The organism is Actinomyces sp., assembly GCF_030524025.1.
In the GTDB taxonomy this organism is placed as follows: domain Bacteria; phylum Actinomycetota; class Actinomycetes; order Actinomycetales; family Actinomycetaceae; genus Actinomyces.
The window spans coordinates 48,247-64,673 of the sequence record NZ_JAUNHI010000003.1 but is presented as its reverse complement, the minus strand read 5'-3'; the positions used below and the strand labels follow the sequence as shown (position 1 = coordinate 64,673).

The following is a 16,427-nucleotide window of genomic DNA, read 5'->3' as shown; positions in this document are numbered from 1 at the left end:
CCTCACAGCCCCTGGGCGCGCAGTGCCTTCATCGCCTGGACCCGGTGGGCGCGGCTGAGACGGTCGAGGTAGAGGCGGCCGTCGAGGTGGTCGCACTCGTGCTGGATGCAGCGGGCCATCAACTCCTCGCCCTCGACCACCACGGGGCGCCCGTCGAGGTCGATGCCCTCGGCCCGGGCGTACCAGGCGCGCTCGGTGGGGTACCACAGGCCGGGCACCGACAGGCAGCCCTCGTCGCCGTCCTGGAACTCCTCGTCCGAGACCTCCACGAGCACCGGGTTGAGGATGTAGCCGATCTCCCCGTCGATGTTCCAGGAGAAGGCGCGCAGGCTCACCCCGATCTGGTTGGCGGCCAGGCCCGCCCGCCCCTCGTCGTCGACCGTCTCCAGCAGGTCCTCGACCAGCGCCTTGACGGTGGCGTCACGGTCGGTGATCGGGTCGCAGGGGGTGCGCAGCACGGGGTCGCCGATGATGCGGATGTCACGGAATGCCATGGGCACATCCTCGCACGTCCTGGGACCTGGACCGAGCCGGCGGAGGGCCCCGGTACGGTGGGGCCATGCCCTTGTTCTCCCGTCGTCGCCCCGCCCGCCTACCCGCCGGTCTCACTGCACACCTCCGCCCCGGCGCGGCCCTCCTGGGCGCCGTCCCGCTGGCACCCGATGGCCGGCGCTGGGCGGCCGCCACTGCCCGCGGCCTGGAGGTGCTGGGGGAGGACGGATCCGAGCTGTCCCGGCCCTGGCACGAGGTGGCACGGGGCGCCTGGGACGCGGGCGCTCTGACCTTCACCATCACCTGGATCGACGCCGCGCCCGAGCTGCTCCTTCGGGTGACCACCGTGGTTGAGGGCGGCGAGGTCGATGTCGCCCCCTTCGCCCGTGCCCTGCGCGAGCGGGTCGAGTCGGCCCTCGTCCACTCCGCCAGCGACACCCTGCCCTCGGGGCTGCGGGTGACCGTCAGTGCCCGCCGCGACGAGGACGGGGGGCTCTACACCGTGTGCACTCCGGCGCCCCCCGACGGGCTGGACGAGGCCGACCGCGCCGCACTTGTCGTGCTGGAGCGCCGTGTCCGTGACGGTGTGGGTCTGCCCACATCGTGACTTTGCGCCGCCAGGACGTGCCTGGGCTGCCTTGAGCCGATTCGACGTCGGACCCGGGGGTTGCTAGAGTTCAACCCGCGCCGAGCGCTGATCCCGCGTAGCTCAATGGCAGAGCATCCGACTGTTAATCGGACGGTTAGTGGTTCGAGTCCACTCGCGGGAGCCCTGTAGAGGCCCTGCCCACCGTGGCAGGGCCTCTGTCGTTGCCTCGGCCGCCGCCCGGCCTGGATTCCTCGCCCCGGATCTGGCACGATGGCGCTGCACGCCGCGTGCATCCACCAGGACCGCCCGCTCCATGCGTCGAGACCGTTGGGGAAGACGAATCTCGACACAACCAGGAGGCGATCCGTCGTGAACGGTGCTTACACCCGCGGTGTACTTTTCGTGCACTCAGCGCCCCGCGCCCTATGCCCGCACATCGAGTGGGCGGCGGCCGAGGTGCTGGGCAGTCGCGTGCGCCTGGACTGGACCGACCAGCCTGCGGCGCCCGGCATGCTGCGCGCCGAGACGAGCTGGGTGGGGCGCGTGGGTACCGGCGCCCAGCTGACCTCCGCACTGCGGGGGTGGGCCAACCTGCGTTACGAGGTGACCGAGGAGGCCTCGCCAGGCACCGATGGCGGGCGCTGGTCCCACACGCCGGACCTGGGGATCTTCCACGCCCAGACCGACGTGCACGGCAACGTCGTCGTTCCCGAGGACCGCGTCCGGGCGGCCCTGCGGCACGCGCTCGATCCCGAGGTCATGCAGCGTCAGCTCGACCTGGCCCTCGGCCAGGCCTGGGACGACGAGCTCGAGCCCTTCCGCTACGCCGGCGCCGGCGCGCCCGTGCGCTGGCTGCACCGTGTCGGCTGATGTCGGCTGATGCCGGCTGATCGGAGGGCTGCGACCGGCTGCGCGCCATAGGGCCCGATCTCGCCGGTGGTGGGGGAGGCGTCAGGGGCGGGTGAAGGCGAGGGCCACGTTGTGGCCGCCGAAGCCGAAGGAGGTGGAGACGGCGGCCTCCAGGTCAGGGGCCGGCCGCCCCCCGGGGCCGACCACGTCGAGGCCGAGGGCGGCGACGTCCGGGTCGAGGCCGCCGGGCAGGAGGGTCCCGGGCAGGAACCGCGATCCGAGCGCCATGACGGTCAGCACCGCCTCGAGACCCCCGGCGCCGCCCAGGAGGTGGCCGGTGGCCGACTTGGTCGCCGAGACCGCTGCGCAGGGAAGCGTCCGCGCCAGGACGCTCGCCTCGACGATGTCCCCGGCGGGGGTGGAGGTCGCGTGGGCGTTGACGTGCCCGACTCGCTCGGCAGACAGCCCGGCGCGCTCGAGGGCCAGGTGCAGTGCCCGGGCCTGCTCGGTGCCCTCGGGCTCGGGACGGGCGACGTCGTAGGCGTCGGCCGTGACCGCCGCGCCCGCCAGCACGGCCAGGGTCCGGGCACCCCGCGCTTGGGCGTGCTCGGCGGCCTCCAGGACGAGCACGCCGGCCCCCTCGCCCAGGACGAAGCCGTCCCGGTCGGGGGCGAAGGGCCGCGAGGCGGTGGCGGGCTCCTCGTTGCGTCTCGACAGCGCCCTCATCGCGGCGAAGGACGCGATGGTCATGGGGTGCAGGGCGGCATCGGTCCCACCGGCCACGACGACGTCGGCGCGCCCCAGGGTGATGAGGTCGGCGCCGTAGGCGATCGCCTCGGCCCCCGAGGCGCAGGCGGACACTGGTGCGTGGACACCTGCCCGTGCCCCCAGCTCGATGCCGACGGCGGCGGCCGGGGCGTTGGGCATGAGGGCGGGCACCGCCGTCGGCGGCACCCGGCGCGGGCCGTGGGAGCGCAGCGCATCCCAAGCGCCCATGACCGACAGCACGGGACCCATGCCCGGGGAGACCGACACCGCCAAGCGGCCGGCGTCCACCGGCGGCGCACCCGCATGTTCCCAGGCCTGGCGGGCGGCCACCAGGGCGCACTGGCTCGCACGGTCCAGTCTGCGCCGCAGGCGGGGCTCGAGCTGCTCGCCGGGGTCGAGAGCCAGGGAAGCCCCGATGCGCACGGGCAGGTCGAAACCGCCCAGTACCGTGCCATCCAGGCCGGTCACCGCGCAGCGGCCCTCACGCAGGGCCTGCCAGGTCCCCGCGGTGTTCGGTCCGAGCGGGTTGATGGTCCCCAGGCCCGTGACGACGACCGCCCGCGGCTCGGGCGCTGCCACGTGGCCTCAGCTCGTCTGCTCGGCGACGAGGTCGGCCAGCGCGCCCACCGTCGGCAGGTTGGGGATGAGGGAGTCGTCGAGGACGACCCCGAAGCGCTCCTCGACCTGGGTGGCGATGGTGAGCAAGCCCAGGGAGTCGATGTCGAGGTCGAGGGCGAAGCGGGTGGCGCGGGTGACGGTCTCGGGGGCCACGCCCGCCTCCTCGGCGGTGATCTCGATGATGGTGGCCAGGACATCGGGTGCCGGTGCCATGTGTCAAACCTCCTGGGGTGCGGAATGGATGCGCTGGGCGGATCGCGTGCCGGTTACTCGAGGCGCTCGGCCGCCAGGCGTCCGACGATGACGGCCATGTGGAGCATGAGGCCGTCGCGGGCGTCCGTGGGGTCCCAGCCCACCTGCTCGCTGACCCTGCCCAGCCGGTAGCGTACCGTGTTGGCATGCACGAACAGGGTGCGGGCCGTGCTCTCCAGGCTGCCCCCCAGCGCCAGGTAGGTGGCCACCGTCTCCTCGAAGGGGTCCCCCATGGCGTGCAGGGGCTCGGAGACGAGCACCCGGAGCTGCTCGGAGGCCAGGGGGTCGCCCGACAGGAGACGCTCGGGCAGGAGGTCGTCGGCGTGGACGGGGTTGGGCGCCTGGGTCCAGCCGGGCAGGGCACGCAGCCCGGCCAGGGCCGAGCGCAGTGACCTGCCGGCCTGGGACACTGTGGAGACGACAGGTCCGACGACGGCGACGCCGTCGAGCCCGGCGGCCAGCTCCATGGCGGCGGTGTCCAGGGCGCGTTCGGGGGTGATGCCGCGCTCGGTGTCGCCCTCGGAGAGGCGGGCACCGCCCAGGATGACGATGACCGAGTCCCCGCGCACCGAGACCAGGGCGTCCTTGACCTGCTGGCGACACTCGTGGCGCAGGCGGGAGGTGGCCAGGGCGTCCAGGGCGGTGCGCGCGGCCACGGCCAGCACGGGCCCCTGGCCGCGCCAGCCGGCGGTCCCCGCGCGTGTGGCCGCCTCGTCGGGGGAGTCGTGGAGCATGGAGTCCACTGCCACCGACTCCAGGCGGGCGTCCCAGGCGCCGCGGGCCTCGGCCGCCCGGGCGTACACCTCCGCCGCGGTGAAGCCGACGTCCCGGCCGAAGGTGAGTACCCGTACCCGCACGGCGTCGTGGTCCTCGGCCGGGACGGCGTCGGGCGCCTCCTCCTCGACGACGTCGACGACGGTGCGCACGAGGCTGAGGGTCTGGCCCAGGGTGACCGTGCCGGTCAGTGCCGCCGGGGCGACGTTGAAGATCTGTGAGGGCGATGCCGCGGAGACGGGGTCCTCCACCGAGTCGACGAACATGGACACGCCCAGCCCCGCGACCTTCTCGATCTGGCGGCGCGAGGCCTCGGGCAGGGTGCGGTACCAGGGGTGGGCGGCGCTGATGCGGTCCAGGGAGTGCTCGATGATGGTCTTCTGCGCCTGCCGCAGGGCGGCGACGGCCGGTGCGCTCAACTCATCCATGCATGGATTCTACCGACGCCGTTGTAGGACGAGGACAAGAATCGGGACGCGGACCACATTCCTTGCAGAGCGTGACCAACACGTGACCTTGTGGATGCTGGGTGGCCTGGACCAGCATGTGGTTGCGGTCACCCGGTATCGTGGTAGGACGGTCGGCACAACGCAGATCGACGAGCGGCCTCGAGCGGCGCCCGAGGCGGATGAAGGGAGCGGAGATGGCGCAGGCGACGCGTCGTGAGGAGGACCTTCTGGGGCCGCGGGAGGTGCCTTTGGAGTCCTACTGGGGCATCCACACCCTGCGTGCCCAGGAAAACTACCGGATCTCGGGGGCGACCATCGGCGACGAGCCGAGCGTTGTGCGCGGGATGGTCCAGGTCAAGAAGGCCTCGGCGCTGGCCAATGCCGAGCTCGGGGCCCTGGATGCCGAGGTCGCTCGGGCCATCGTGTGGGCCTGCGACCAGATCCTGGCCAAGGGCCGGTGCCTCGACCAGTTCCCCATCGACGTGTTCCAGGGCGGTGCGGGCACGAGCGTCAATATGAACACCAACGAGGTGGTGGCCAACCTCGCCCTGGAGCACCTGGGTTACGCCAAGGGTCGCTACGACGTCGTCCACCCCAACGACCATGTCAACCGCTCCCAGTCGACCAACGACGCCTACCCCACGGGTCTGCGGCTGGGGCTGTACGCGGCGGTCTACGAGCTGGTTGCCGAGCTGTGCGACCTCATCGACGCCTTCCTCGCCAAGTCGCGCGAGTTCGCCGACGTGCTCAAGATGGGCCGCACCCAGCTCCAGGACGCGGTCCCCATGAGCCTGGGGCAGGAGTTCAAGGCCTTCGCGGTCCTGCTCGACGAGGAGGTTCAGCGGCTCATCCACAACGCTGAGCTCCTCCTCGAGGTCAATCTTGGTGCGACCGCCATCGGTACCGGGCTCAACACCCCCGACGGCTACCAGGAGACCGTCGTGCGCCACCTGCGTGCAATCACCGCGCTGGAGATCCAGGGTGCCGCCAACCTCATGGAGGCCACGAGCGACACCGGGGCGTATGTCTCGATGCACGCCGCGGTCAAGCGTCTGGCCGTCAAGCTGTCCAAGACCTGCAACGACCTGCGGCTGCTGGCCTCGGGGCCGCGGGCGGGGCTGGGCGAGATCCGCCTGCCCGAGCGGGCGGCGGGATCCTCGATCATGCCGGCCAAGGTCAACCCCGTCATCCCCGAGGTCGTCAACCAGGTGTGCTTCAAGGTGATCGGCAACGACGTCACTCTCACCTTCGCCGCCGAGGCGGGGCAGCTCCAGCTCAACGTCATGGAGCCGGTCATCGCCCAGGCGAGCTTCGAGTCGATCCGGCTGCTCATCAATGCCATGCGCACCCTGCGCGAGCTGTGCGTCATCGGTATTGAGGCGAATGAGGAGGTGTGCCGCAACCATGTGCTCACCTCCATCGGCATCGTCACCTACCTCAACGACGTCATCGGTCACGACAACGGCGACCTCGTGGGCAGGGAGTGTGCCCGCTCGGGGCGCAATGTGCGTGAGGTCGTCCTGGAGATGGGGCTGGTCGACGAGCAGACTCTCGACGAGCTCCTCAGTGTCGACAACCTCTTGCGGCCGCGCTATCGCGACTTGCGCTCACCGGAGCGACCGGCCAGCGACGCCATGTGAGGCTGGACCCCGACCTGTGAGCAGGTGCCTGCGACTGTCAGGGGCAGTAGTACTGGACGTACACGGCGAACTCATCACTGGCGATGTGGTTGTCCCAGCCGGAGCCCGCCGCCCCCAGGGTCGGCGCCTGCCCATTCCAGAACACCTCGTTCTCGGCCGCCTCCTCACCGAAGTCCACCGTGCCGACTGTCGAGACCCACACCGTATTGTCGATGCCGTTGACCGTGAGGCTCTCGATGTCACCGTCGATGATGACAGTCAGCGCCGAACCATCGACCCGTACGGCACGTGATCCGGCCTCGACGCGGACGACGGCCGCGGAGGAGCCCTCATCATCTCCCTCGGGATCGTCCAGGACCACCTCGTCGGTGGCGGGCACGACCTGCTCAACGAGGCCCAGCGCCACGTCACGACTCGTGTACTGGTCGATGTCGTCCGGAGTCGTCTCCTGGGCAAGGTCCTCCTGAGAGCACTGACCCGTCTCCACACTGGAGGGCCCCTCAGTCTGCGCGCTCTGCTCCTGGGCACCATCCGCCGTCGTGTCCTGGGCGGATGCCGAGGCTCCCTGTGCATCCGTCGAGGATCCGGCTGGGTTGATCTCGACCGAGCTCGAGCAGGCCGTCAGAGCGGTCAGGGGAAGCAGGAGGGCGCAGGCTGTGGCGGCGGTGCGTGAGATGAGTTGCATGGTGTTCCTGAGTCGAATTGTCGGTGTTCACAAGGTGGTCGGTGTCCCAGGGATGGCAGGACCTGGGGAGACCCGCGTCAGGCGTCTCCGCCCTGCACGCCCGATCTGCCCGCACGAACATCGAGCAGGCGGTAGCGGTCCAGCGCCTCTCGCAGGACGCCGCGGTCAACGCGCCCCTCCTCAGCCAGGGCCTGAAGGGACTTGACGACCACGGACTCCGCGTCGATGAGGTAGTGGCGGCGTGCGGCGGTGCGGGTGTCGGAGAAGCCGAAACCATCCGCGCCCAGGGTGTGGTAGGCGCCGGGCACCCAGCGGCGGATCTGGTCGGGCACGAGGTGATCGTAGTCGCTCGTGGCAATGAATGGGCCCTGGGAACCGGAGAGCCGCTCGGTGAGGAAGGGGACGCGCGGGTCGGCCTCGGGGTGGAGGAAGTTGTGCCGCTCGACCTCCAGGGCCTGACGGCGCAACTCGTTCCAGCTGGTCACCGACCACACCGAGGCACGCACCCCCCAGTGCTCGGACAGGATCCGGCGGGCCTCAAGAACCCACGGCAGACCCACGCCGGAGGCGAGCAGTTGGACCTCGGGGCCCTCGCCGTCGGGAGCGCCCTCGATCCGGTGGATGCCCCGGAGGATCCCCTCGACGTCGACATCCTCGGGCTCGGCAGGCTGGACCATCGGCTCGTTGTAGACGGTCAGGTAGTACATGACGTCGCGGTTGCGCCCGGAGTCAGGGCCGTACCAGCGCTCAAGGGCGTCGCGCACGATGTGGCGCATCTCGTAGGCGTAGGCCGGATCGTAGGTGACCACCGCCTCGTTGGTGCCCGAGATGAGCGGGGAGTGACCGTCCATGTGCTGGGTGCCCTCGCCGGTCAGGGTGGTGCGTCCGGCGGTGGCGCCGATGATGAATCCGCGGGCCAGCTGGTCGCCGGCGGCCCAGAACTGGTCGGCGGTGCGCTGGAAGCCGAACATCGAGTAGAAGATGTAGACCGGGATCATCGGCTCGTCGTGGGTGGCGTAGCTGGTGCCCACGACCTGGAACAGGGCGGCCGAGCCGGCCTCGTTGATGCCGGTGTGCATGATCTGCCCGGAGTCGGACTCCCGGTAGGACAGCATCATGTCGGCGTCGACAGGGGTGTACTGCTGACCCTGGGTGTTGAAGATCTTCTTGGTGGGGAACAGCGACTCCATCCCGAAGGTCCGCGACTCGTCGGGGATGATCGGCACGATGCGCCGGCCGACGTTCTTGTCCTTGAGGATCTCCTTGAGCAGACGGACGAAGGCCATCGTCGAGGCGACCGCCTGCTTGCCCGAGCCGCCCTTGAGGATGTCGTAGGTCTTGTCCCCGGGCAGCTCGAGCTGCTTGCCGGTGTCGCGGCGCTCGGGGATGAAGCCGCCGAGCTTGTGGCGCCGCTCGAGCATGTAGAGCAGGGCCGGGTCGTCGGGCTCCGGCTTGTAGTAGGGCGGCATCTTCGGGTCGGCCTCGAGGGCCTCGTCCGAGATCGGGATGCGCAGGCGGTCTCGCAGGCCCTTGAGATCGTCCAGGGTCAGCTTCTTCATCTGGTGGGTGGCGTTGCGGCCCGCGAAGTGCTCGCCCAGGAGGTAGCCCTTGACGGTGTGGGCGAGGATGACGGTGGGCTGGCCGGTGTGCTCGGTGGCCGCCTTGTAGGCGGCGTACACCTTGCGGTAGTCGTTGCCCCCGCGCTGCAGCGCCCAGATCTCCTCGTCGGTCCAGTCCTTGACGAGCTCGGCCGTGCGCGGGTCGCGGCCGAAGAAGTGCTCACGCACGTAGGCGCCGTCGTTGGCCTTGAAGGTCTGGTAGTCCCCGTCGAGCGTCTCCATCATGAGGTGCTCGAGGGCGTGGTCCTTGTCCGCCGCCAGCAGCTGGTCCCAGCCCCGGCCCCAGATCACCTTGATGACGTTCCAGCCGGCTCCCTTGAAGAAGGCCTCGAGCTCCTGGATGATCTTGCCGTTGCCCCGCACCGGGCCGTCGAGCCGCTGCAGGTTGCAGTTGATGACGAAGGTGAGGTTGTCCAGCTGCTGGGAGGCCGCGAGCTGGAGCATGCCGCGGGACTCGGGCTCGTCCATCTCGCCGTCGCCCAGGAAGGCCCAGGTGCGCTGGGCCGAGGTGTCCTTGATGCCGGCGCCGGCGAGGTACTTGTCGAACCATGCCTGGTAGATGGCCTCGGCGGGTCCCAGACCCATGGAGACGGTGGGGAACTCCCAGAAGTCCTCCATGCGGCGCGGGTGCGGGTAAGAGGGCAGTCCGCGGCCCTCGTCGGGGTGGGAGTACTCCTGGCGGAAGCCGTCGAGGTCGGCCTCGGTCAGGCGCCCCTCGATGAAGGCGCGGGCGTAGTTGCCGGGGGAGGCGTGGCCCTGGAAGAAGATGTGGTCACCGCCGCCGGGGTGGTCCTTGCCCCGGAAGAAGTGGTTCATGCCGATCTCCACGAGGGTGGCGGTCGAGGCGTAGGAGGAGATGTGGCCGCCGACCCCGACGCCGGGCCGCTGGGCGCGGGTGACCATGACAGCCGCGTTCCAGCGCAGCCAGCGGCGGTAGGTGCGCTCGGCGTCCTCGTCGCCAGGGAAGTAGGGCTCGTCGGCCACGTCGATCGTGTTGACGTAAGGGGTGGTCGTCTGGGAGGGCAGGGAGACGTTCTTCTTGCGAGCCTGCGCCAGCATCGACAGCAGGATGTAGCGGGCGCGCGGGCCGCCCTTCTCGGCGATGAGGGCGTCGAGGGAGTCGCGCCACTCTCCGGTCTCCTCGGGGTCGTTGTCGGCGACCTTGGTCAGCAGGCCGTCGATGAGCGGCGTGGAGTCGCTGGTGGGGCTCACGGATTCCTCTTTCCTCGCGGCGGTGCGGCCGGTGGTCGATGCTCGGGCGGTGGCCCGGGCCGAGCACATCGGCGTCCGGCTGTCTTCGACGATCCTAATCTAGGTCCTGGCCGTGGCCGGGCGGCGTCCGCAGGGGGAGGAAGGTCCTACCTCACGTGTGAACTGGGGCACCATGGCTGTGGCGGGGGCGGCAGCACGCCGATCGACCGGAGGCGGTGCGGGTGCCTGGGCTCGGCGAGGCGGACCCTTCGCTTGCGTGTTGCACGTCCCGTGTTGTGGGCTATCCCCGAACGCCCCGCCCCAGGGGTCGGACCTACGGGCCAGGCGCCCCAGGACGGAGTGGACCACAGTGACGAGCACAGCGGCAGGAGCCTTCGGCTTCGCCTCGGGACTCATCATCCAGGAGTTCGGGTACGACGACGACGTCGACGACGCCCTGCGCCGTGCCATCGAGGCCCAGACCGGCACCGAGCTCGTCGACGAGTCCTATGAGGATGTGGCCGACAGCGCGATCGTGTGGTGGCGTGACGACGACGGGAACGTCGATGACCTGACCGACCTGCTCGTGGACGCGCAGGCCAACCTCGACGGCGCCGGGGTCATCTGGGTGCTCAGCCCCAAGGCGCGCACGGCGGGAGCCGTGCCCACCTCGGAGATCGAGGAGGCGGCAGGCACCGCCGGCATGCATGCCACCTCCGTGGCGGCGATGGGTGAGCGCTGGAGTGGCATCCGGGTCTCGACGCGCAAGCGCTGAGGCCCGGTCCGCGGTGCGGTGAGGGACCTGTAGCTCAGCTGGTAGAGCAACGCGTTTACACCGCGTCGGTCGTCGGTTCGAGTCCGGCCGGGTCCACGATGACGGCTGCTGCTGCCCGGATCCCCGCGGATGGTGGCTCACAGCCGACCATCCAGCGCATTGTCGTCCCGATCCTTAGACGCCACTGTGACCATGCGGGTGCCGAAGCTGCGAGGCGCCTCACAAGGGGGAACCTCGTCGAGCAGAGGGGCCAAGCCGAGGTCGTGGAGAGGCTGGGGGTGGGGACTGGGTTCGTAGTCCCCGGCCAGGTGCCGGCGAGCGGTCAGCTCCTGGTCCCCGTGCTCCTGGTCCCCGTGACCGGAGGGTTCGAGGCCGCGCTCCAGCCTGGCGACGATCGCCGTGTCGACTGCGCCTGCAAGCCGCCGGGGAACTGGACGAGCGGGCGCGGCCAGTTGCCGGGGGCCGACCCTGCGGGGGAGCATGACGACGGTGCCGTCAGGATCACGGAGGTAGCGGGCGCCGCTGGGGGTGCGCCATGTCAGCGCGCCCTCACTGGTGCGGGACAGTGCCCAACCTGGAGTGTGCTTGAGCCGATGGTGCGCCTCGCACAAGGTGGTGAGATTGTCCAGGCTGGTTGTTCCCCCAACAGCCCACGGCGTGATGTGGTCCAGGTCGCACCGGCGTGTGGGGACGTGGCAGCCGGGGTGAGTGCAGGCGGCATCGCGTGCGCGGGTCAGATCGCGCAGGGCGGTCGGCGGCCGGCAGCGGGTGCGGCCGACATCGACAACGGTTCCACTGAGTGGGTCGGTGACCAGGCGCCGCCAGGTCCCGCCTGCGGCGAGAGCCCGGGCGGTAGCCGCCGGGATCGGTGCGGTGCAGGCACCGATGCACCCCACCCGGCGTCCCGTGCAGGCTCCTCGAGTCCGGCCGGGCGGGGACCTGGCCCGAGGGGACAAGGGGATCAGTAGCCTGGGAGCATGACGATCCGGAAACGCATCCACCGCAGCCGAGCGCGCGGGCCCCGTCGTGCCGGCCGGGCGCGTGAGGCGTCACCGGGCCGGTGCTGCGAGAGGCCTTGGGGACGGCAGGCGGTCGGCATGAGCCTGGCGACGGTGATCGCCGCCGTCGTCGCTGCCGAGGTGACCCACCGCCTGGCCTCCCGGGCCTATCTCGGCCGGGGAGCGGCCATGGAGGACGACGCGGTCGAGGCCGTCGTCGTCCTGGGCTTCGCCGATCCCGGCGCAACGGCCGGTTTCGTCAACCGCCGACGCGTCGCCTATGCCCTGCGGTCCCAGCGAGGCAGGCGCTCCACGCTGATCGCCAGCGGTGGAGCGGTTGCCGGGCCGGTCCCGGAGGCCGAGCTGCTGGCCGCCCACGCGCGCGCCCTGGGCTACGGCGGAGCGCTGGTCACCGAACCGGCCAGCGGCTCGACATGGGAGAACATCCGCAACGTCATCCCGCTCATCGAAGGCGCCCAGAGGATCGTCGTCGTCTCCGACGCCGTTCACGCGGCCAAGGCACGTTACTACCTGCGCCTGCAGCGCCCCGACCTCGCCGCGCGCCTGGCACCGGCCGACGACCACCGCCTGGGGGAGGACCTCCTGCTCAAGCTGCCCACCGCCGCGCTCGGGCTCGCCGACCTCATCCGTGCCCACCACCTCCCGGGGCCGCGGCACGGCGGCCCGCGTGGGAGGCGGCGGGGCTGATGCGCCCACCGGTCAGGCCACGGACCGCAGGAACGCAGCCAGGCGTTCGAGTCCCTGGCCGATCTCCTCCCGAGAGGCGGCGTAGGACAGGCGCACGTGGGACTCGGCGGTGGAGACCCCGAAGTCGCGGCCGGGGGTGAGCGCGACATGCGCCTCCTCCAGGGCGCGGGTGCAGAACTCCCAGGCGCCCATGCCCGTTGCCGTCACGTCGAAGTAGACGTAGAAGGCGCCATCGGGCTCCACGGGCACGTCCAGCCTCAGGCGCGCCAGCCCCTCCAGGGCCAGGCGGCGACGGGCCAACAGCTCGAGGCGCCGTTCCTCGCACACGGCGAGGGACGCGGGGGTGAAGGCCTCAAGGGCGGCGATCTGCGCCGGGGTCGAGGCGCACAGGAAGTAGTTGACCGCCAGGTCCTGAGCACAGGAGACGAGCTCCTCGGGCAGGACCACCCAGCCGAGCCGCCATCCCGTCATGCCGAAGTACTTCGAGAAGCTCGACACGACAATGGCCTGCGGGTCGGTCTCCAGGACGGTGCGCGCGGGCCGACCCGTGGGGTCGGGGTCGGACAGGCCCAGGTAGATCTCGTCGACCACCCGCCAGGCGTCCCAGCTGCGGGCCGCGGCACAGATCCGTGCCATCTCCGCCGGGGGGGGATCGAGGTGCCCGTCGGGTTCGAGGGGGTGGCCAGCATGACCGCCGTGGTTGCCGGGCTCCACGCCGCCTCCATCGAGGGCAGGTCGAGCTGGTAGCGCGACGACGCCGAGGTCGGCGCCAGCACCACTCGCCCCCCGAAGGTCTCCACCAGCGCCCGGTTGCACGGGTAGCAGGGATCGCCCATGACCACCTCGTCGCCGGGCTCGGTGGTCAGTGCCGTGACGAGCAGCAGGCCCGCCGAGGCGCCGGAGGTGATGAGGATACGGTCGGGCGACACCGTCACGCCGTGGCGCAGGTGGTAGAAGTCGGCGATCGTCTGGCGCAGGGCGGGCAGGCCCGCCGCGGCGGTGTAGGCCAGCTCGCGCCCGTCCATCACCCGGCGGGCGGCCTCGCGCACCGCCGGGGGAGCGCCGAAGCTCGGCTCGCCCAGGCTCAGCTTGGACACGGTGACGCCATCGGCCTCGATCTGCCGCGCTCGCGCGCCGATGCTCATGGCGTGGAAGGGCTGGACGCCGACGGCGCGCTGGGTGATCTTCATGGACGCTTCCCTGGTGGACGGCCGGGCCCGGACGCGACCCGCGGCACACAGGGTAGGTCCTGGCGGGCACCGGCGTGGCGCGCAAGCGCCCAGTGCCGCCCAGTGGCCCGCGCCGCTGCGGTATGGTCGCGTCATCGGCCCGGTACCGGAGCCCGCGGCACGTCCGCCGGCACCGTGCTGGAGTCCACCGCCCCGCACCGGTGGGGCAGTGGGCGGAGCCGCGCCCCCATAGCTCAGTGGTTAGAGCAGCGAGCTTATACCTCGTCAGTGTCTGATAAACACGTGGTCCTGGGTTCGAATCCCAGTGGGGGTACCGCACCGACGTCCTTGCGGGACCGCCCCGGAGCCCGGCTACAGGGGGTTGGCGGCCGTGAAGGAGCGGACGCGCGGGCCCAGACCGGCCAGGAACGCGTCGCGCCTGTCAGGCAGGCCGGGGTCGGCCATCTGCGGCGCGGTCCAGTCCGGGAAGAGATCGCCGAGCCTGGTGTCGCCGATCGTGAAGGAGATCCGGTCGCCGGGCATGACCTGCGCCTGGATCCTCGCCTCCTGCCAGGGCACGGGCGTCCACGGACGTTTCCGCCCCGTGCCGCGGACCAGCACGCAGGCCTCCTCGCTCAGCACCGCGGTCAACCGGCCCATGTTGCTGATCCGCAGGAAGGGCACCCCCGTCCAGTGGGAGCGATCGGGGTTGACGCCGGTCCAGAAGGTCCTCCCCGGGCCACAGCGTGGCGCGGAACAGGGTGACCGGCGCTTAGCGCCAGGAGGTGGACGGCATCGATGAACTGCCGGGGGTCGATGATCGCCGCGCTGCCCGGCTCGGCGAAGGCGGCCTGGAAGACGGCCTTGCCGACGAGGACCGAGTCTAGGTACTGGCCCCATCCCACGTAGCGCAGCACGGTGCGCCGGGCGTGGTGGCCCAGCAGCTGGGCGAGGTCGTCGTCGCCGATGTATCTCGCCGTGCGCGCCATGCTCAGAATGTTGATGACGCGGCAGTCGTCGAATCCCCGGGCGCCGGCGGCACCGGCGAGCATGGCCAGCGCGGGCACCTCCTGGGCGGCCAGAGCCGGATCCGCCCTGAGGTGCCGTGTCGTCAGCCTCGATCCTCACCAATGCGATCGGCGATGGCGAGCAGCCAGGCCGACGACGGGCCCGGTCAGCCACCGCATGCGTGCCTGACCGGGCGCGGGGGAGCGCTCACGCAGGCAGTGGCACGAGGGGGCTGCCGTACATCGGGTCGTCCTTGCGGGAGGCCAGCGCCTCCTCCAGGTCCAGTCCCAGGGCTGCGGCCACGCCCGCGCCGTAGGCGGGGTCGGCGGCGTGGCAGTTGCGGATGTGGCGGAACTTGACGAAGGTCGGGGCGTCGCCCATCGCCCGGGCCGTGTTGCCGAACAGCGCCTCCTGCTGCTCAGGGGTCATCAGCTGGAACAGCGCCCGCGGCTGCTCGAAGTAGTTGTCATCGTCGGCGTGGGCGTCCCAGAAGGCGGCGTCCCCGTTGATGCGCAGCGGAGGCTCCATGAACTCCGGCTGGGCCTGCCACTGGCCGAAGCTGTTCGGCTCGTAGTGGGGCAGGCCACCGTAGTTGGAGTCCACCCGGCCCATGCCGTCACGGTGGTTGGAGTGGACGGGGCAGCGCGGCTGGTTGACCGGGATCTGCTGGTAGTTTCCGCCGAGCCGGTAGCGCTGGGCGTCGGCGTAGTTGAACAGACGCGCCTGGAGCATCTTGTCGGGGCTCACTCCGATGCCGGGCACGAGGTTGCTCGGGGCGAAGGCGCTCTGCTCGACGTCGAGGAAGAAGTTCTCCGGGTTCCGGTTGAGCTCGAACTCGCCGACCTCGATGAGCGGGTAGTCGGCCTTGGGCCACACCTTGGTCAGGTCGAAGGGGTGGTAGGGCACCTTCTCGGCGTCCGTCTCCGGCATGATCTGGACGTACATCGTCCACTTGGGGAAGTCGCCGCGCTCGATCGCCTCGTAGAGGTCGCGCTGGTGGCTCTCACGGTCCCGACCGACGAGCTCGGCCGCCTCGGCGTCGGTGAGGTTCTTGATGCCCTGCTGGGTTTTGAAGTGGAACTTCACCCAGAAGCGCTCGCCGTCGGCGTTCCAGAAGCTGTAGGTGTGGGAGCCGAAGCCGTGCATGTGGCGGTAGCTCGCCGGGATGCCGCGGTCGCTCATGACGATGGTGACCTGGTGGAGCGCCTCGGGCAGGAGCGTCCAGTAGTCCCAGTTGTTGAGGGCGCTGCGCATATTGGTGCGCGGGTCCCGCTTGACCGCCTTGTTGAGGTCGGGGAACTGGCGGGGGTCCCGGATGAAGAACACGGGGGTGTTGTTCCCCACCATGTCCCAGTTGCCCTCCTCGGTGTAGAACTTCAGGGCGAAGCCGCGGATGTCGCGCTCGGCATCCGCCGCCCCCCGCTCGCCCGCCACCGTCGTGAAGCGCGCGAACATCTCGGTGCGCTTGCCGACCTCGCTGAAGATCGCGGCCCGGGTGTAGCGGGTGATGTCATGGGTGACCGTGAAGGTGCCGAAGGCGCCCGAACCCTTGGCGTGCATCCGGCGCTCGGGGATGACCTCGCGGACGAAGGACGCGAGCTTCTCGTTGAGCCAGACGTCCTGGGCGAGCAGGGGGCCGCGGGGCCCGGCGGTCAGTGAGTCGCGGTTGGTCGGCACCGGGGCGCCGAAGTCAGTGGTGAGATGGCTCACAGGGCAGCGTTTGACGTCGTTGGAGGTTTCATCAGACATGACTCTCATCCTCTCGTGGCTTATAGGCCATGTTAGCAGACGCGGCGTCGTCTCGCTAGGGGAAATGTGATGCCCGCCATCGCACGGGGCGCGC

15 protein-coding genes, 3 tRNA genes and 1 pseudogene are annotated in these 16,427 nt (G+C 70.6%); 8 read left to right on the top strand and 11 right to left on the bottom strand.

Annotated features, from left to right (window positions below; genetic code table 11):
- Positions 1 to 2 precede the first annotated feature (2 nt).
- Positions 3 to 494 (bottom strand): peptide deformylase, encoded by a 492-nt coding sequence (gene def / locus Q4C85_RS02350; protein ID WP_303139155.1) that lies wholly within the window; start codon positions 492 to 494, stop codon positions 3 to 5.
- Positions 495 to 559: 65 nt separating this feature from the next.
- Here def and Q4C85_RS02345 point away from each other — a divergent pair, with 65 nt between their 5' ends.
- The 3 genes from Q4C85_RS02345 to Q4C85_RS02335 all read left to right on the top strand — a co-directional run bounded on the left by Q4C85_RS02345 (position 560) and on the right by Q4C85_RS02335 (position 1,951).
- Complete coding sequence (locus Q4C85_RS02345) at positions 560 to 1,099, top strand: hypothetical protein (protein WP_303139154.1); 540 nt, start codon at positions 560 to 562, stop codon at positions 1,097 to 1,099.
- A gap of 91 nt (positions 1,100 to 1,190) precedes the next feature.
- Positions 1,191 to 1,262 (top strand) — tRNA-Asn (locus Q4C85_RS02340).
- 188 nt (positions 1,263 to 1,450) lie between these two features.
- The gene (locus Q4C85_RS02335; protein ID WP_303139153.1) at positions 1,451 to 1,951 is read left to right on the top strand and encodes a DUF3145 domain-containing protein; all 501 of its coding nucleotides are present in this window, start codon (positions 1,451 to 1,453) and stop codon (positions 1,949 to 1,951) included.
- Between the two features lie 81 nt (positions 1,952 to 2,032).
- Here Q4C85_RS02335 and Q4C85_RS02330 read toward each other — a convergent pair whose 3' ends face one another.
- From Q4C85_RS02330 to Q4C85_RS02320, 3 genes are read right to left on the bottom strand one after another with little or no spacing between them, the layout of a single operon-like run.
- On the bottom strand, positions 2,033 to 3,277 hold the full coding sequence (locus Q4C85_RS02330) for a beta-ketoacyl synthase (RefSeq protein ID WP_303139152.1): 1,245 nt from the start codon (positions 3,275 to 3,277) through the stop codon (positions 2,033 to 2,035).
- Between the two features lie 6 nt (positions 3,278 to 3,283).
- Positions 3,284 to 3,529 (bottom strand): acyl carrier protein, encoded by a 246-nt coding sequence (locus Q4C85_RS02325; protein WP_303139150.1) that lies wholly within the window; start codon positions 3,527 to 3,529, stop codon positions 3,284 to 3,286.
- A gap of 53 nt (positions 3,530 to 3,582) precedes the next feature.
- On the bottom strand, positions 3,583 to 4,770 hold the full coding sequence (locus Q4C85_RS02320; RefSeq protein ID WP_303139148.1) for a CdaR family transcriptional regulator: 1,188 nt from the start codon (positions 4,768 to 4,770) through the stop codon (positions 3,583 to 3,585).
- Between the two features lie 215 nt (positions 4,771 to 4,985).
- Between Q4C85_RS02320 and aspA the strand changes: the two genes are divergently transcribed.
- Complete coding sequence (gene aspA, locus Q4C85_RS02315; protein ID WP_303139146.1) at positions 4,986 to 6,431, top strand: aspartate ammonia-lyase; 1,446 nt, start codon at positions 4,986 to 4,988, stop codon at positions 6,429 to 6,431.
- 37 nt (positions 6,432 to 6,468) lie between these two features.
- On the opposite strand, the gene Q4C85_RS02310 is transcribed toward aspA, so the two are convergent.
- Both Q4C85_RS02310 and aceE read right to left on the bottom strand, forming a co-directional pair.
- Positions 6,469 to 7,116 (bottom strand): DUF3060 domain-containing protein, encoded by a 648-nt coding sequence (locus tag Q4C85_RS02310; RefSeq protein WP_303139145.1) that lies wholly within the window; start codon positions 7,114 to 7,116, stop codon positions 6,469 to 6,471.
- A gap of 77 nt (positions 7,117 to 7,193) precedes the next feature.
- A complete protein-coding gene (gene aceE, locus Q4C85_RS02305) occupies positions 7,194 to 9,947 on the bottom strand; it encodes a pyruvate dehydrogenase (acetyl-transferring), homodimeric type (protein WP_303139143.1) in 2,754 nt (917 codons plus the stop codon).
- 349 nt (positions 9,948 to 10,296) lie between these two features.
- Between aceE and Q4C85_RS02300 the strand changes: the two genes are divergently transcribed.
- Positions 10,297 to 10,701 (top strand): DUF3052 domain-containing protein, encoded by a 405-nt coding sequence (locus Q4C85_RS02300; RefSeq protein WP_303139141.1) that lies wholly within the window; start codon positions 10,297 to 10,299, stop codon positions 10,699 to 10,701.
- 23 nt (positions 10,702 to 10,724) lie between these two features.
- Positions 10,725 to 10,797, top strand: a tRNA-Val gene (locus Q4C85_RS02295).
- A gap of 41 nt (positions 10,798 to 10,838) precedes the next feature.
- Here Q4C85_RS02295 and Q4C85_RS02290 read toward each other — a convergent pair.
- Positions 10,839 to 11,597 carry an HNH endonuclease signature motif containing protein gene (locus tag Q4C85_RS02290; protein ID WP_303139139.1) on the bottom strand — a complete coding sequence of 253 codons (759 nt, stop codon included), beginning with the start codon at positions 11,595 to 11,597 and terminating at the stop codon, positions 10,839 to 10,841.
- 201 nt (positions 11,598 to 11,798) lie between these two features.
- On the opposite strand from Q4C85_RS02290, the gene Q4C85_RS02285 reads away from it, so the two are divergent.
- Positions 11,799 to 12,407, top strand: coding sequence for a YdcF family protein (locus Q4C85_RS02285; protein WP_303139138.1), 609 nt, complete (start codon positions 11,799 to 11,801; stop codon positions 12,405 to 12,407).
- Positions 12,408 to 12,419: 12 nt separating this feature from the next.
- Here Q4C85_RS02285 and Q4C85_RS02280 read toward each other — a convergent pair.
- Positions 12,420 to 13,597 (bottom strand): annotated as a pseudogene (locus Q4C85_RS02280) (aminotransferase class I/II-fold pyridoxal phosphate-dependent enzyme).
- A 222-nt stretch (positions 13,598 to 13,819) separates the two neighbouring features.
- Here Q4C85_RS02280 and Q4C85_RS02275 point away from each other — a divergent pair.
- Positions 13,820 to 13,910 (top strand) — tRNA-Ile (locus Q4C85_RS02275).
- 38 nt (positions 13,911 to 13,948) lie between these two features.
- Here the strand turns inward: Q4C85_RS02275 and Q4C85_RS02270 are convergent.
- The 3 genes from Q4C85_RS02270 to Q4C85_RS02260 all read right to left on the bottom strand — a co-directional run bounded on the left by Q4C85_RS02270 (position 13,949) and on the right by Q4C85_RS02260 (position 16,333).
- Positions 13,949 to 14,236 (bottom strand): hypothetical protein, encoded by a 288-nt coding sequence (locus Q4C85_RS02270; protein WP_303139136.1) that lies wholly within the window; start codon positions 14,234 to 14,236, stop codon positions 13,949 to 13,951.
- The gene (locus Q4C85_RS02265) at positions 14,224 to 14,643 is read right to left on the bottom strand and encodes a DUF1266 domain-containing protein (RefSeq protein ID WP_303139134.1); all 420 of its coding nucleotides are present in this window, start codon (positions 14,641 to 14,643) and stop codon (positions 14,224 to 14,226) included. The genes Q4C85_RS02270 and Q4C85_RS02265 overlap by 13 nt, the downstream gene beginning before the upstream one ends.
- A 148-nt stretch (positions 14,644 to 14,791) precedes the next feature.
- Positions 14,792 to 16,333 (bottom strand): catalase, encoded by a 1,542-nt coding sequence (locus Q4C85_RS02260; RefSeq protein WP_303139132.1) that lies wholly within the window; start codon positions 16,331 to 16,333, stop codon positions 14,792 to 14,794.
- Positions 16,334 to 16,427 lie beyond the last annotated feature (94 nt).

Bases quoted from the DNA above. Each gene is read 5' to 3' on its own strand.
- def (WP_303139155.1), bottom strand. From the start codon at position 494: ATGGCATTCCGTGACATCCGCATCATCGGCGACCCCGTGCTGCGCACC.
- Q4C85_RS02345 (WP_303139154.1), top strand. From the start codon at position 560: ATGCCCTTGTTCTCCCGTCGTCGCCCCGCCCGCCTACCCGCCGGTCTC.
- Q4C85_RS02325 (WP_303139150.1), bottom strand. From the start codon at position 3,529: ATGGCACCGGCACCCGATGTCCTGGCCACCATCATCGAGATCACCGCC.
- Q4C85_RS02320 (WP_303139148.1), bottom strand. From the start codon at position 4,770: ATGGATGAGTTGAGCGCACCGGCCGTCGCCGCCCTGCGGCAGGCGCAG.
- aspA (WP_303139146.1), top strand. From the start codon at position 4,986: ATGGCGCAGGCGACGCGTCGTGAGGAGGACCTTCTGGGGCCGCGGGAG.
- Q4C85_RS02310 (WP_303139145.1), bottom strand. From the start codon at position 7,116: ATGCAACTCATCTCACGCACCGCCGCCACAGCCTGCGCCCTCCTGCTT.
- Q4C85_RS02285 (WP_303139138.1), top strand. From the start codon at position 11,799: ATGAGCCTGGCGACGGTGATCGCCGCCGTCGTCGCTGCCGAGGTGACC.
- Q4C85_RS02270 (WP_303139136.1), bottom strand. From the start codon at position 14,236: ATGGGCCGGTTGACCGCGGTGCTGAGCGAGGAGGCCTGCGTGCTGGTC.
- Q4C85_RS02260 (WP_303139132.1), bottom strand. From the start codon at position 16,333: ATGTCTGATGAAACCTCCAACGACGTCAAACGCTGCCCTGTGAGCCAT.